At 57.7% G+C, this 13,602-nt stretch carries 13 protein-coding genes, 1 tRNA gene and 1 pseudogene; 12 read left to right on the forward strand and 3 right to left on the reverse strand.

All coding sequences use genetic code 11. From position 1 onward, the window contains the following. Window positions 1-7 precede the first annotated feature (7 nt). The 9 genes from fliE to ACZ1HE_RS01990 all read left to right on the forward strand — a co-directional run bounded on the left by fliE (window position 8) and on the right by ACZ1HE_RS01990 (window position 5,566). Window positions 8-298, forward strand: coding sequence for a flagellar hook-basal body complex protein FliE (gene fliE, locus ACZ1HE_RS01950; RefSeq protein WP_472619332.1), 291 nt, complete (start codon window positions 8-10; stop codon window positions 296-298). Between the two features lies 1 nt (window position 299). Beyond that, complete coding sequence (locus ACZ1HE_RS01955) at window positions 300-572, forward strand: flagellar biosynthetic protein FliQ (protein ID WP_472619333.1); 273 nt, start codon at window positions 300-302, stop codon at window positions 570-572. Continuing rightward, the gene (locus tag ACZ1HE_RS01960; RefSeq protein ID WP_472619334.1) at window positions 572-1,285 is read left to right on the forward strand and encodes a flagellar hook-basal body complex protein; all 714 of its coding nucleotides are present in this window, start codon (window positions 572-574) and stop codon (window positions 1,283-1,285) included. Before ACZ1HE_RS01955 ends, ACZ1HE_RS01960 begins: the two co-directional genes overlap by 1 nt. 22 nt (window positions 1,286-1,307) lie before the next feature. After that, window positions 1,308-2,093 carry a flagellar basal-body rod protein FlgG gene (gene flgG / locus ACZ1HE_RS01965; RefSeq protein WP_472619335.1) on the forward strand — a complete coding sequence of 262 codons (786 nt, stop codon included), beginning with the start codon at window positions 1,308-1,310 and terminating at the stop codon, window positions 2,091-2,093. After that, entirely contained in the window at window positions 2,093-2,509 is a 417-nt protein-coding gene (gene flgA / locus ACZ1HE_RS01970; RefSeq protein ID WP_472624317.1) for a flagellar basal body P-ring formation chaperone FlgA, read from the forward strand. Before flgG ends, flgA begins: the two co-directional genes overlap by 1 nt. Next, a complete protein-coding gene (flgH, locus tag ACZ1HE_RS01975) occupies window positions 2,509-3,243 on the forward strand; it encodes a flagellar basal body L-ring protein FlgH (RefSeq protein WP_472619336.1) in 735 nt (244 codons plus the stop codon). Before flgA ends, flgH begins: the two co-directional genes overlap by 1 nt. An 11-nt stretch (window positions 3,244-3,254) precedes the next feature. Next, entirely contained in the window at window positions 3,255-3,779 is a 525-nt protein-coding gene (locus ACZ1HE_RS01980) for a flagellar basal body-associated protein FliL (protein WP_472619337.1), read from the forward strand. 171 nt (window positions 3,780-3,950) lie between these two features. Further along, window positions 3,951-4,027 (forward strand) — tRNA-Arg (locus ACZ1HE_RS01985). A gap of 288 nt (window positions 4,028-4,315) precedes the next feature. Next, window positions 4,316-5,566, forward strand: coding sequence for an aminotransferase class V-fold PLP-dependent enzyme (locus tag ACZ1HE_RS01990; protein ID WP_472619338.1), 1,251 nt, complete (start codon window positions 4,316-4,318; stop codon window positions 5,564-5,566). A 55-nt stretch (window positions 5,567-5,621) separates the two neighbouring features. On the opposite strand, the gene ACZ1HE_RS01995 is transcribed toward ACZ1HE_RS01990, so the two are convergent. Continuing rightward, window positions 5,622-6,083 carry a hypothetical protein gene (locus ACZ1HE_RS01995; protein WP_472619339.1) on the reverse strand — a complete coding sequence of 154 codons (462 nt, stop codon included), beginning with the start codon at window positions 6,081-6,083 and terminating at the stop codon, window positions 5,622-5,624. A gap of 303 nt (window positions 6,084-6,386) precedes the next feature. Here ACZ1HE_RS01995 and ACZ1HE_RS02000 point away from each other — a divergent pair. Then, window positions 6,387-8,805 (forward strand): annotated as a pseudogene (locus ACZ1HE_RS02000) (GcvT family protein). 266 nt (window positions 8,806-9,071) lie between these two features. On the opposite strand, the gene ACZ1HE_RS02005 reads toward ACZ1HE_RS02000, so the two are convergent. After that, the gene (locus ACZ1HE_RS02005; protein ID WP_472619340.1) at window positions 9,072-9,959 is read right to left on the reverse strand and encodes a LysR substrate-binding domain-containing protein; all 888 of its coding nucleotides are present in this window, start codon (window positions 9,957-9,959) and stop codon (window positions 9,072-9,074) included. A 196-nt stretch (window positions 9,960-10,155) separates the two neighbouring features. On the opposite strand from ACZ1HE_RS02005, the gene ACZ1HE_RS02010 reads away from it, so the two are divergent. After that, complete coding sequence (locus ACZ1HE_RS02010; protein WP_472619341.1) at window positions 10,156-11,508, forward strand: MmgE/PrpD family protein; 1,353 nt, start codon at window positions 10,156-10,158, stop codon at window positions 11,506-11,508. 6 nt (window positions 11,509-11,514) lie between these two features. Continuing rightward, window positions 11,515-13,053, forward strand: coding sequence for a trimethylamine methyltransferase family protein (locus ACZ1HE_RS02015; protein ID WP_472619342.1), 1,539 nt, complete (start codon window positions 11,515-11,517; stop codon window positions 13,051-13,053). Window positions 13,054-13,069: 16 nt separating this feature from the next. On the opposite strand, the gene ACZ1HE_RS02020 is transcribed toward ACZ1HE_RS02015, so the two are convergent. Continuing rightward, a complete protein-coding gene (locus ACZ1HE_RS02020) occupies window positions 13,070-13,600 on the reverse strand; it encodes a DUF2141 domain-containing protein (protein ID WP_472619343.1) in 531 nt (176 codons plus the stop codon). Between the last annotated feature and the right edge of the window lie 2 nt (window positions 13,601-13,602).

The raw sequence follows: 13,602 nt of genomic DNA on the forward strand, positions 1-13,602 counted from the left end.
AGCCAGAATGGATATCCGCTCAGTTTCCGCCGCCCAGAATTACGCAACGGCGCGATCAGCCACCCAAGTCGACCCCAATCATCAAGGGGCTGCGCAGGGGTTGCGACAGACGTTCGCTGACTTTGCCGCGACCCTGCAACACAGCGAGCAGACAGCCGAGGCCGCTATGGTCGGGCGGGCTGATCCTCATGCCCTGGTTCAGGCCCTGGCACAGACCGAGCTTGCCGTTGAAACAGCGGTTACAGTGCGCAACAAGGTTGTTGAGGCATACCAGGAAATTCTGCGGATGCCGGTCTGACATGCTGACCGAGGGTCTCTTTTTTGACACGGTGCGCCAGGCGCTTTGGATATCGGTCATCGTATCGGTGCCGATCCTGACCGTGGCGCTGGTCACGGGGCTGGCCGTGGGCCTGTTCCAGGCGCTGACGTCGATTCAGGAGATGACCCTGACCTTTGTCCCGAAACTGGCAGCCATTGTCATCGTGTTCTGGATGTCGATGGGTTTCATGACCAAGACTCTGGTCTCTTTCTTCACTGCAACGATTATTCCATTGATCGCCGGAGGTTCCTAATGGAAACAGCAGGTTACGCAACACTTTCCCGACAATCTGGCCTGATGAATGAAATACGGGTGATTGCTAACAACATCGCAAATGCGACCACGACGGGATATCGGCAAGAAGGGCTGGTGTTTTCCGAATTCATCAAGGACGGCCCCAACCAACCGTCGCTGTCGATGGCACGGGCGCAGGTGCGAAACACGTCGTTTGAACAAGGAACCCTGACACAGACCAACGGCAAGTTTGATGTTGCAATCGAGGGAGACGGGTTTTTCAAGCTGGATACCCCTCAAGGCGAACGGTTGACCCGTGCGGGCAGTTTCACGCCGAACGCAAATGGTGATCTGGTCAATATGGACGGGTACCCTGTGATGGATGTGAGCGGGACGCCGATCTTCATTCCGCCGGATTCACAAACGATCAAGATCGCCGCGGACGGGACGATCAGCGGGGATGGGCGCTTGCTGGGGCAGGTTGGCGTGTTCACTCCGGTCAATCCATCCGGTTTGATCCGCGAAGGCGGTGTGGTGTTTCGAGCCGACGAAGGTTCGGAACCGACCGAAGACGCCAAGGTCATGCAGGGATTTCTGGAAGGATCAAACGTAAATGCCATCGCCCAGGTGGCGCGATTGGTCGAAATTCAGCGCGGTTATGAGCTTGGCCAGAGCTTTCTTGAGACCGAAGACCAGCGCATCCGAAATGCGGTGAAATCGCTGTTGCGCTAATTCACAAACACAGGAGTACCTTATGCGTGCCTTGAAAATTGCTGCTACGGGAATGACGGCCCAACAGCTGCGGGTGGAAACCATTTCCAACAACCTCGCCAATATGAACACCACAGGATACAACGCGCGGCGTGCAGAGTTTGCGGACCTTCATTATCAACAGGTATCGCGAGCAGGCACGGTTAATGCGTCCGATGGGACTGTTTTGCCAACAGGTGTGCAGTTGGGTCTGGGTGTGCGACCTGCCGCCGTTTCGATCCATCTGGCCCAAGGTGCTTTGTCGGCCACGGGGAATGACCTGGATGTCGCCATCGAAGGGCGTGGGTACATGGAAGTGACCCTTCCCTCAGGGCAGTCGGCGTATACGCGCGACGGTAGCTTGAAGCGGTCTGCCGAAGGTCTGATTGTAACATCCGACGGATTTACCGTTGCTCCCGAAATTACCATACCAATTGATGCGCGCAGCATCTCGATCAATCCGGCTGGCGAGGTTTTTGCCTATTTCGACGATACTGCGGAAGGGCAGCTTCTGGGTCAGTTTTCGCTTGCAAGTTTTGCCAATGCCAAGGGCTTGGAAGCCGTCGGCGGTAACTTGTTCAAGGAAACCGAAGCCTCGGGGGCACCAACTGTTTCCGAGCCTGGTCAAGATGGGTTGGGGACCCTCCGTCAAGGATACCTGGAGGACAGTTCGGTGGACGCGGTGCGCGAAGTTACGGAACTGATTGAGGCTCAGCGAGGCTATGAAATGAACGCCAAAGTCATCTCGGCCGTTGACCAGATGATGGGCGCGACAACGCAGGTGCGATGATGCGAGGCATTGTGGTCCTCCTGCTGTGCACGATGGGATTTTCGGCAAGTGCCGAGATCCTGGTGCCGTCCCGAACGATACGGGCCAAAGAGATCATCCAGCCGGACGATCTGATTGTGAAAGCCGTCGACGTCGCAGGAGCCATATCCGAGGAAGGCGCCATCGTCGGACAAGAAGCACGGGTGGCGCTGTATCCTGGACGACCCATCCGGCATTCCGATGTTGGCCCGCCCGCCATAGTCGATCGCAACGATGTCGTTCCGCTGATCTTTAGCAGGGGTGGGCTTTTGATCATCACCGAGGGCCGGGCAATGGGGCGGGGTGCATCTGGGGAAATCATTCGCGTGATGAATTTGACATCACGCACAACGGTGACCGGTCGTATCCGGTCGGACGGTTCAATCGAGGTTCACTGATGAAATCCAAACCGAAACTGCCGCTATTGGGCGCTATGATTGTATTGACCGCCTGTGGGCGTATGGACCATCTTGGCAAACCTCCGAGCTTTTCGGAGAGTACGGAGTCACCCGAACATGTGGCGATGTTGTGGCCGGGATTGCCATTGCACAGTACACCGCAACGTAGCGTTGATCAGGCGTCGTTGTGGAGTGGAGGACGATCTTCGCTGCTTGGGGATCGCCGCGCCGTGCAAAAGGGCGACATCATGACGGTGGTGATCGAGATTGATGAAAAGGCCGAAATCTCCAACGATACGGCACGGTCGCGTACCGGATCCGAAGATTTGGGCATTCCGAACCTTTTTGGCGTGCCGCAGAGATTAAACGAAAAACTTCCAGAAGGCGCCAGTTTGGCCGACGCTGTCGAGGTGACTTCGGCGAGCAAAACCAATGGCAAAGGGTCAGTGAAACGCAAGGAAAAGCTGACGTTGCGGGTTGCAGCAACCGTTGTCGATGTTCTTCCAAATGGTGTTCTGTCTATCGCGGGAACCCAGGAATTGCGTGTCAATTTCGAGATGCGAGAACTCTTGGTGTCTGGTTACGTGCGCCCTGAAGACATCTCGCGCCAGAATGAGATCACGTATGACAAGATTGCTTCAGCCCGTGTGAGCTATGGGGGACGTGGTCAGATTACCGACGTTCAGCAGCCACGTTATGGGCAGCAGATCCTTGATACAGTCTTGCCCTTTTAAGGAGTGTGGGAATGAAGAAATTGGTGCCTGTTCTGTTCCTGATCGTTGGCCTTGCAAGCGGAGGCGCGGCTGGCCTGTATTTGAACCCTGCTGAAACCATGAGCAAAGCTGGAGAAGAAGCCGTTCTGAAAGGCGGGGAGAGCAATGAGAAGGCAGAGGGTCAGCCCTCTTCGGCAATCAAGGCAAAACAGCCTGTAGAGGACGAAAGCTCGACCAGCGAATATGTAAAGCTGTCCAAGCAGTTTGTCGTTCCGATTGTGGCAGACGACCAGATATCGGCAATGGCATCAGTATCTTTGAGCCTTGAGGTTACCGAAGGGGGATCAGATGCGGTGTATTTGATAGAACCGAAGCTGCGGGATGTATTTCTCCAGGTTTTGTTTGATCATGCAAATATGGGTGGGTTTGATGGCGCGTTCACCCGACCGGATAATCTGGCACCGCTTCGCAAGGCTCTGAACGACGTTGCTAGTCTTGAACTGGGGAGTGTCGTCAAGGACGTCCTGATTGTCGACATTGCTCGACAAGATACTTAGGGGGGCCTGTTTTGGCCTTTGTTGAGGCTTGTTGGAATTGATGGTGCCGCGGTCGCTGAACCCCATTACCAGAGATTTTCGGGTGGTTCTGGACGACAGCTGTCGGAATGTCTGATGGCCAATGCCAAGCTGTTTGACAAAGTTGACCTCCTGTTGGAAACAAGTGGCGACGGGCCGTTAGCTCAGCCGGATAGAGCGATCCCCTCCTAAGGGATAGGCCGGGGGTTCGAATCCTCCACGGCCCGCCATTCACGAACAAAAGCTCTTTGAGATTGAGGCTCTGAGTTTAGTTTGGGAAGCGTGCTTTGAATGCAATGTGAACGCGTCGCCTCGCTGAGTTGCCAACCTGACCTGTGGTATTAAAAGACAATAGTCTTCCGCGAAATGCCCGGCCAACGCGGCGAAAAAGCAAGCGTGTGGGTCTTGCATAGACAAAAAGAAAATAGACGTATTGGACCAATAAGTTTTGCGTGTCATTGCTTAATTCTGGTCGTAGATTGCATGAAATTCCCTGCGTCAAACTGGACGAAGACTTAATGACACATATCACTCCCGAGTTGCTGACCGAAGTTCGTGACCGGTTTGCCCAGATCGATCAATGCCCGCAGCAGGGCGAGCGCATATTCTTTGAAAACGCCGGTGGCGCGCTGACGCTGAATTCGGTGGTTGAGACATCACAAGCCTATGCGGCTATCCCCGACAACCAAGGGCGCGACAACCCGGGCAGCCACGAGTTGGTCCGCGTTATCACCAAGGCCAAGGAAGACATGGCTGTCTTTATGAACGCGCCGGGTGGACAGTTCTTTGTCGGAGAAAGCGGCACCGAACTGCTGTTCCGTCTGATCATGAACGCCTGCCTTGGTACGGGTTCGGGTCAGGTTCTGGGCACCACCCTGGAACACCCCGCCACCCGCAGCGCCTGCGACCGGTGGGCTCGTGTGGCCGGGCAGACCCATGTTCTGGTCGCGCATGATGACGAGACCGGCACTGTCACGGCCGACGCTTATGCCGCCAAGGTAACCCCCAACACCAAGGTCGCCACCATCGTTCACACCTCGCCCGTGACCGGCATGGGTGTGGATGTCGAGGCGGTCGTCAAAGCAATCCGGGCCGTTGCACCCGATTGCTTCATTATCGTCGATGGCATCCAACACGCCGCTCACGGACGCATCGACCTGGCGGCTTACGGCGTCGATGGCTATGTGATTTCGCCTTACAAAGTGTTCTCGCGTCACGGCTATGGCGTCGCCTGGATTTCGGACCGGCTGACGCACCTGCCGCATAACTCCTTGATCGACGGCCCAGAAGACAACTGGGAAATGGGCACCCGCGACACCGGCTCTTATGCCACCATGTCCGACGTGGTGTCCTATTTCGAATGGCTGGGTGAGCAGGTCAGCGACGCCACCGACCGCCGCGCCAAATTTGTCGCCGCCGGAGAGGCGATCCACGCACAGGAAAAGGCACTGACCGACGCGATGATCCACGGTACCGGCAATCTGGCGGGCCTCAAGGACATGGAAAAGGTGCAGATCATCGGCGGCGTCGACAACCCCGCGCGCGAGGGTCTGGTGTCCCTCACCGTGAAAGGCGTACCATCGGTCGACGTGGTTAAGATGCTCAACGAACAGGGCATCCGCACTCACTTGCGCAAAGCCGACCATTACTCGGGCAACATCCTGACGCCCTTGGGCCTGGATGGCTGTGTGCGCGTGTCGATGTGCCACTACAACTCGGAACACGAAGTGGCGCAGTTTCTGGCGGCAATGAAAACCATTGCGGCTTAAGACCTATGGATTGTGGAACGGCTCAGAACTGCGCGGATACGAATATTCGGTGATCCTAGTTCGGCAATTCCACAGTCCCGACGATGTGGGTTCGTCTTAGGGGCAGTGCTCGGTATGCGGAAACAATGTCGGTTGTAGCGATCCCGCTGCCAATCATCCCTTCGTAACGCCCTGTTCCAGTGACGATTTCCCAAGTGTTGGCTGCGCCTTTTTCCCCTGCTTTCCAACGCATGATGAAAGTGTCATCACCCTCACCAAATACGCATATTCCCGTGATCGTGTTTGTACCGTCCTCGAATCCGAAACCCGAACCCAAACATCTGGCGGGCCCACCATCTAATGGGCCTTCAACAACTTCGAAGCCGCCTGTGTTGTCCGTCATGTGAAAAATGTGATTACCAAGGTCAAAGTTCTCTTGGTTCAGTGGGTAGACATTGTTGATTTCGATGCGGTGCTCGTCAGCATTGGCATGGGCACCGAGGATCGCCAGAAGTGAAATGAGCTGCAGGCTTTTCATTTGGTTCTCCAAAGAACGCCACTCATCTTACGAGGCTTTGAAGCGTTTACAATCAACAATAATTCTGGCGACCATTCACATACAGTGTGTGGCGACGCGCGCGAATACAATGTCGGGATTGGGGTCGTCTACGACATGACCGTTCCTATTGCCTGTAGTTCAATTACCCAAATCGGACCGTCCCTGATAATCCGGAACAGGTCGCACAACGAAATCCGTGGCTCGCCCCCCAATTTTTTGACGGGTGTTGAGCCGCAGTCCCGGCTAGCGTCTCCTCCAGCGCATTGACGGAGACAAAAGCCGATGAAAACCCACGCTCAGGCCGTTGTAATCGGGGGCGGCCTTGCCGGTTGTTCCATCCTCTATCACCTGGCCAAGCTCGGCTGGACAGATTCCGTTCTGATCGAACGGGACGAGCTGACGTCCGGCTCTACATGGCACGCGGCGGCCAACATCCACGGGCTGCACGACAACAACAACATCACCCGCATCCAGCATTATACGATGAACCTGTACAAAGAGCTGGAGCATGAAACCGGTCAGGGGTGTGGCGTGTTCCAGCCCGGCTCGCTCTATCTGGCGCAGACCGAAGAGCGTGAACACCAGTTGCGCCTGCAAGAGGCCAAAGCGCGGTTCTATGGGTTGAATTTTCACGAGGTCAGCCGCGAGCAGGCCAAGGAACTGCACCCGCTGGCCCAATTCGATGACATCCGCTGCATCATGTATGAACCCGATGGCGGCAACGTTGATCCCTCGGGCGTGACCCATGCCTATGCGGCTAGGCGCGCGCAAGATGGGCGCCACGATCGAACGTTTCTGCCCGGTGATCGGCACCGAGCAGCAAGCCGATGGCTCGTGGCTCGTGCGGACCGAGAAGGGTGACATTCACACCCAATGGGTGGTGAACGCTGCCGGTCTTTGGGGGCGTGAAGTGGCGACACTGGCCGGGCTTGAGATGCCGTTGCAGCCGACCGAACACCAGTATTTCGTAACCGAGACCATTGATGAGGTCGCCAATTTAGGCCGCCGACTGCCTTCGATCGCGGATCGCGATGGCGAGTATTACTTCCGTCAGGAAGGTAATGGGTTGCTGATTGGGGCTTATGAGAAGGACATGAGATTCTGGGCCGAAAATGGCACGCCGCTGGATTTTGCCCATGACCTTTTCCCCGATGACCTGGATCGGATCATGGAAAACGTCATCCGCGCCACGGAACGCGTGCCGGTCGCGGCCACCGCTGGTGTGAAACGGGTGATCAACGGCCCGATGATCTGGTCGCCGGATTCAAACGCGCTCTGGGGGCCGGTGCCTGAACTCAAGAACTATTTCATGTGCGGGGGGATCATCCCCGGATTTTCGCAATCGGGTGGTCTGGGCCTTTTGGCCGCACAGTGGATGATCGAAGGTGAGCCGCAATACGACATGTTTGCCTGGGATCTGGCACGCTTTGGCGATTGGGCCGACAAAAAGTTCACCAAGGCGCGGGTCGAGGATCAATACACCCACCGCTTTGCCATCCATTTCCCGAACGAAGAGCGCAGCGCAGGTCGTCCCGCACGTGTGCGTCCCGCCTATGAACTACAGAAAGAGATGGGCGCGGTGTTTGGCATGAACTGCGGCTGGGAGCATCCACTTTGGTTTGCCGACAAGCCAGGCGTTGTCGATACCAACAGCTTCACCCGCCAGAATTGGTGGGCGCCTGTGGGGGAAGAGGTGCGAATGCTGCGCGAAAACGTGGGCGTCATCGACATCTCGAACTTCGCCAACTACGTGATCAAGGGGCCGGGCGCGCAAGAGTGGCTGGACAAGCTGGTTGCCAACCGTGTGCCGTCTGAGGTGGGCCGTTCGTGCTTGACGCCGCTGATCGGTGTACGCGGCGGCATCGCCGGGGATTTCACCATCACCAAAGTGGCGGAAGACGAATATATGATGGTCGGCTCGGGCATGGCCGAGCGGTATCACCAACGCTTTTTCAATATGATCGAGCTGCCCGAAAGGACCACGTTCGAAGTCGCCACCAACCGCATCGCAGGGTTTAACGTTGCGGGTCCCAGGGCGCGTGACATGCTGCAGCGGATGACCAACGCAGACCTCTCGAACGAGGCTTTCCGCTTCATGCGCTCTGCGACAATCGAAGTGGCGGGTGTGACCTGTCTGGCGATCCGTGTTTCTTTCACCGGCGATCTGGGGTGGGAGCTGCACTGCGACGAGGGGGATCAGGTCCGGCTCTACTCAGCCCTGGTCGAACGGTCGCGCGAATTCAACGGCGGCCCGGTCGGTGGGCGCGCTTTGGGCAGTTTGCGGATCGAAAAGGGCTATGGCTCGTGGGGGCGCGAATATAGCCCCGAATACTGGCCGCAAGAGGTAGCGCTGGAGCGGCTGATCAAGCTCGACAAGGACTTCCTGAACAAAGACTCCTATCTGGCGGTCAGGGACAATCCGCCGCGTGAAGTTCTGTCGGTGTTTGAGGTCGAGGCGGTGCATGATGCCGATGCCTCGGGCGGCGAGCCGATCTTTACCAAGGATGGCAAATCAGTGGGTCGCGTGACCTCGGGCGCTTACGGTTACTCGGTCGGCAAGTCGCTGGCCATCGGCTATGCCGATCCGAAGGTGGCGCAGCCGGGCGATGAGCTGGAGGTGTTTATCCTGGGCAAACCGCACAAGGCCGTTTTACTGGCCGAGCCCCCGTTTGATCCCAAAGGAGAGCGGTTACGAGGTTAAATGGCGGGGGTTCTCCCGCGCCCGCTTGGTCCTGACTACGTCAGCACCACAAACGGCCTTGGGCCGAGCGCCGGGCTTTGCCCGGCGCGGTTGCGCTTGCGGCCAAGGACTCGCAGGAACAACAACCGTTGACCAACCGTTGCGTTCAAATCTCTGCAAGTGGCACCAGATGCCACGCGCCGAGCGTAGCGAGGCCCGGCCCAACGGGAGGAGGTTTTTCTAGGAAGAAAAACTGACGACGGGCGGGAGAGCTCCCGAAGCGGGGATTACGATTCTAGCCGTGTTGCAGCATTCAGCAGCCACGATTTGAACAGTTTGACGGCAGGCGCAGGGGTGCGATCCTTGAACTTGACGCAGTAGATCCATGGGTTGACGATCTCGGTCACCATCGGCTCCACCACCAAGCCACGTTCGAGATAGGGCAGGACAACTGCGCGGGGCAAGGCAACGCATCCCATCCCTTCGGCAGCCAATTCCAAGGCAAGGGTGGACACATCTGTCTGATGCTGTCCTGCAGACACCAAGGGTGGCAGATCAAAGTGTTTCGCCACCAGCTCCCAATAGACTGGCCGACCCAACACCTGAATGCGCTGGGCTTGTGGCAGCTGCTCGGGTCGTGACAGCGGCTCGCCCTCAACTTCGAACCCTGGTGCACAGACCAGTACCAGCCGCTCGGCCCAAAGTTGCACTGCGCCGTGAGGGATGTCTTCGGCGTAATTCATAGTGATCGAAATGTCCGAAACATCCTCATCCACATCCGACCAGACCGTGCCGTGTACTTTGACCTGCACGTCCGGGTGCGCCGCGGTGAAATCCCGCAACACGCCAGCCAACCACATCGATGCCAGGCTGGTTGGGCAGGACACCACCACCTCGCGCTTGCGTTTCTGCGAGATCAGGCTTTCGGTCGCGGTGTCGATTTCTTGCAGAGCGTGACGTACCGACGGCAGATAGGCCTCGCCCACTTCGGTCAAAGACAGCGACCGGGGCAACCGCACGAACAGCGGACGGCCAATGAATTCCTCCAGTGAACGGACATGGTTGCTCACCGCGGATTGGGTGCAGTTCAGCTCTTCGGACGCGCTGGTGAAGCTCAGGTGCCGAGCGGCGGCCTCGAACGAGCGCAGGAAGGTGAGATGGGGCAGGTTTTTCATGGTGCCCACCCTATCGCGCAAAGTGCTGGTACGCGACTGTCCTGTCTGCGTCGCCAAATGTCGCAAAAAAGCGACAAATCGTCGGTTGCGATGCGCGAAATTATCCACCCCATTGCCCCATGCTTCTTTGCGTGTTGCCCGAGCATCTTCCCACTAGCTTTGATCCAACCCAATCCGCGTGCTCGGAGGATCGCCTATGACCGCAACATTCGACCGAATTGCTGACTTCACGTTGAATTTGTCCCCCGGCGCTTTGTCCGAAACCACCCAAGACGCAGCGGCCCTGATGCTTTTGGACACGCTGGGGATCACCATCGGTTCTGGCCCGATGGAGGCAGGGTTGATCGCGCGGAACACTGCCGCCCTGCTTTACGGATCCACGGATCCAACAGTCACAGCGCGAATGATGTTCGACGGGCGACCAGTCAGCATAGCAGGGGCCGCTTATGCTGCTGCAACGCAAACCGATAATCTGGACGGGCATGATGGGTATAACCCCACCAAAGGCCATATCGGAGTTGTGGTTGTTCCAACGCTGGCCGCTCTGGCCGAGGTGACGCCGGACATCTCAGGCCCCGAGGCGCTAACCGCCGTGACCATCGGCTATGAGATTGCAGGCCGCGCCGGTCTTTCGCTGCATGACTCCGTCAGTGATTATCACACATCGGGTGCTTGGAACGCGCTTGGGGTTGTGGCGATGGCTGCGCGGCTCAAAGGGATGACCCGCGCGCAGATGCGTCAGGCTCTTGGCATTGCCGAATACCACGGCCCCCGCAGCCAGATGATGCGCGAGATCGCCAACCCTACGATGCTACACGACGGTTCGGGCTGGGGCGCGATGGTCGGCCTGTCGGCGATTGTGTTGGCAGAACAGGGGTTTACCGGCGCTCCGGCGATCACGGTTGAGGCCGAGGACGTGCGACAGCATTGGGAGGATCTGGGGCAGTTCTGGCAGATGGAGCATCAATACGTAAAGCCCTATCCGATCTGCCGATGGGCCCATGCCGCCATCGACGGGGCGCGGATGATCATGTTGGGACATGATCTTACCCACCACGACATCAAGCAGGTACACGTCAACAGTTTTCACCAAGCTGCCTGTCTGTATCGTGAGGTGCCGGACAACACGTCGAAGGCGCAATATTCGCTACCCTTCGCTGTTGCAGCGCAGATCGTGCATGGCCGGATCGGGGTCGAACAAATCTCGGGCGCGGGCCTGAGCGATGCGACAGTCATTGACGTGATGTCGCGTATCTCGATTGCCGAGTCGGAACACCACAGCAACCGCTTCCCGGTCGGCCGTTGGGCTGACGTGCAGATCACAACCACCGATGGCCGCGTACTGGACTCCGGTGACACCCACGCCCGTGGCGGCCCTGAGGCCCCGATGAGCCGGGATGACGTCATCGCCAAGTTCATGGAATTCGCCACCCCTTCGTTGGGCGAACCCCGCGCTGCCGCGATCCGCGATGCAGCCTTGGGCCTAACCCGACCCGACAGCAAACTTTCGGACCTGACACAACATCTTTACGACGCCCCGGAGGCGTAATTCCCTATGGCACGAGACAGAAGAAGCGGCGGCCGCCGCGGAAAATCAGCGCGCGCAGGGGGCAGCATTGAGCAGCTTCCCTGGCAGCAGGTTCAGAACCACTATCCGCCGTTTGAGCTACTGAACCCTGAACAAATGGACCAGCTGCACGCCACGTCCATGCGCATCCTGTCCGAGGCGGGAATTCGCGTGATGGGCGATAATGTCATGGACATCTTTGAGCGCGCAGGTGCCATCGTTGACCGTGGCACCAAGACGATCCGCATGGATGAAAGCATCGTCGCCGAGGCGCTAAAAACCGTGCAGTCACAGTTCACGCTCACTGCCCGCAACCACGCCAAACGGATCATCATGGGCGGAAACCACGTGAATTTTGGCCTGGTCGCCGGACCGCCCAACGTGCACGATCGCATCAATGGGCGACGGCAGGGGAACTACACCGACTATTGCAACTTCATCAAACTGGCGCATCACTTCAACGCCGTGAACCTGATCGGCAATCAGGTGTTGGCGCCCATCGAAATGCCTGCCAACAACCGCCATCTGGACACCTATCTGGCCAACCTTGTCTATTCGGATCTGTCGTTCCACTGCACTGCCATTGGCCGGGGTCGGGCGATGGACGGGATCAACATGATGGCCATTACGCGTGGGCAACGACCTGAGGATATGCGCGATGATCCCGGTGTGATTACCATCATCTCGGTCAACTCGCCCCGTCTTTTCGATGACGCCATGGGTGACGGGCTGATCGCTATGGCTGAATACGGCCAGCCGGTGACCGTGACACCCTTTACGCTGATGGGGGCGATGACCCCTGTGACCTTGCCCGCCGCATTGGCCCAGCAAAACGCCGAGGCGCTGTTTGGCGTGGTGCTGACACAGCTGGTACAGCCGGGCACGCCGGTCATGTATGGCTCGTTCACCTCAAACGTCGATATGCGCTCGGGCGCGCCCGCGTTCGGGACGCCCGAGAATGCCAAGGCCAATATCGTCGGCGGTCAATTGGCGCGGCGCTATGGCATTCCTTACCGCACGTCGAACGCCAACGCCTCGAACGCGGTGGACCTGCAAGCAGCGTATGAGACGATGATGGCCACCTGGGGCGCGGTGCTGGGTGGTGCAAACATCGTCTATCACGCCGCTGGATGGCTCGAAGGCGGTTTGACGGTGAGCTATGAGAAATTCATCATGGATGTGGAAATTATCCAGAACATGATCGAGTTCCTCAAACCGATGAAGTTTGATGAGGCTGAACTGGGCTTTGACGCAATCAAATCGGTGCCCACAGGTGGGCATTTTTTTGGCGCCGAACACACGATGGAACGGTACGAGACTGCATTTTATCGCCCGATCCTGTCGGATTGGCAGAACTACGAAAACTGGGAGGCCGCAGGCGCCAAAGACGCTGCCGAACGTGCCACGGAGATCTGGCAGCAAGCCCTGCGCGACTATGAGGAGCCCGCAATGGACCCCGCGATCCGGGAAGAGTTGGACGCCTATGTCGCCAAACGCAAGGAAGAGATCGGCGCGGGCGAACCCTAAGCACCCGCCCAACCGTTCAATAGTAATAGACAGTCACATCAACCGGCCCCGCCTTGACCTTGGCACGATCAAAGCCTGGATTGTCCTGCGAGCCAAAGGCATTGGACACCCCAACACCCTCGGTCGGGGTTAGGCCGCTGAAGTCCAGGTCGTAGTTCCCGTTCTCATCATGAATGGCGACAACCGCGAATTCTCCGCTGTGCAATTCGGGGAATTTGATCGTCATTGATCCTTGTTTGGCTGGTGCCTCGATAAAACCAGCGACTTTTTCAGGGTTCGAGTTTTCATAGGCCGTCTTATTGTCATAGGCCAAGACCAGCACCTTGCCCTTGGAATTGCGAATCCCTTCAAGCGTCACAGACAAAGGCCCTTTGACCTGCACTTGGCTGGGCGGCGTTTTGCCCTGGCTTGCATAGTACTCTCGATCCGCTTCGATCACGGCGGCCAGGGTCTCGGGCGATGACGCCTCTTGCGCCAACCAGGCCCCGGCCACGAATATCCCCGTGGTGGCCACAAGGCCGAACAATCGCATTGCATTTGATGGCATAT

Source organism: Falsiruegeria sp. JB4-1 (assembly GCF_055693495.1).

What these genes read in the sequence shown, in the direction of transcription:
- fliE (WP_472619332.1), top strand. Translation starts at nt 8, where the DNA reads ATGGATATCCGCTCAGTTTCCGCCGCCCAGAATTACGCAACGGCGCGA.
- ACZ1HE_RS01955 (WP_472619333.1), top strand. Translation starts at nt 300, where the DNA reads ATGCTGACCGAGGGTCTCTTTTTTGACACGGTGCGCCAGGCGCTTTGG.
- ACZ1HE_RS01960 (WP_472619334.1), top strand. Translation starts at nt 572, where the DNA reads ATGGAAACAGCAGGTTACGCAACACTTTCCCGACAATCTGGCCTGATG.
- flgG (WP_472619335.1), top strand. Translation starts at nt 1,308, where the DNA reads ATGCGTGCCTTGAAAATTGCTGCTACGGGAATGACGGCCCAACAGCTG.
- flgA (WP_472624317.1), top strand. Translation starts at nt 2,093, where the DNA reads ATGCGAGGCATTGTGGTCCTCCTGCTGTGCACGATGGGATTTTCGGCA.
- flgH (WP_472619336.1), top strand. Translation starts at nt 2,509, where the DNA reads ATGAAATCCAAACCGAAACTGCCGCTATTGGGCGCTATGATTGTATTG.
- ACZ1HE_RS01980 (WP_472619337.1), top strand. Translation starts at nt 3,255, where the DNA reads ATGAAGAAATTGGTGCCTGTTCTGTTCCTGATCGTTGGCCTTGCAAGC.
- ACZ1HE_RS01990 (WP_472619338.1), top strand. Translation starts at nt 4,316, where the DNA reads ATGACACATATCACTCCCGAGTTGCTGACCGAAGTTCGTGACCGGTTT.
- ACZ1HE_RS01995 (WP_472619339.1), bottom strand. Translation starts at nt 6,083, where the DNA reads ATGAAAAGCCTGCAGCTCATTTCACTTCTGGCGATCCTCGGTGCCCAT.
- ACZ1HE_RS02005 (WP_472619340.1), bottom strand. Translation starts at nt 9,959, where the DNA reads ATGAAAAACCTGCCCCATCTCACCTTCCTGCGCTCGTTCGAGGCCGCC.
- ACZ1HE_RS02010 (WP_472619341.1), top strand. Translation starts at nt 10,156, where the DNA reads ATGACCGCAACATTCGACCGAATTGCTGACTTCACGTTGAATTTGTCC.
- ACZ1HE_RS02015 (WP_472619342.1), top strand. Translation starts at nt 11,515, where the DNA reads ATGGCACGAGACAGAAGAAGCGGCGGCCGCCGCGGAAAATCAGCGCGC.
- ACZ1HE_RS02020 (WP_472619343.1), bottom strand. Translation starts at nt 13,600, where the DNA reads ATGCCATCAAATGCAATGCGATTGTTCGGCCTTGTGGCCACCACGGGG.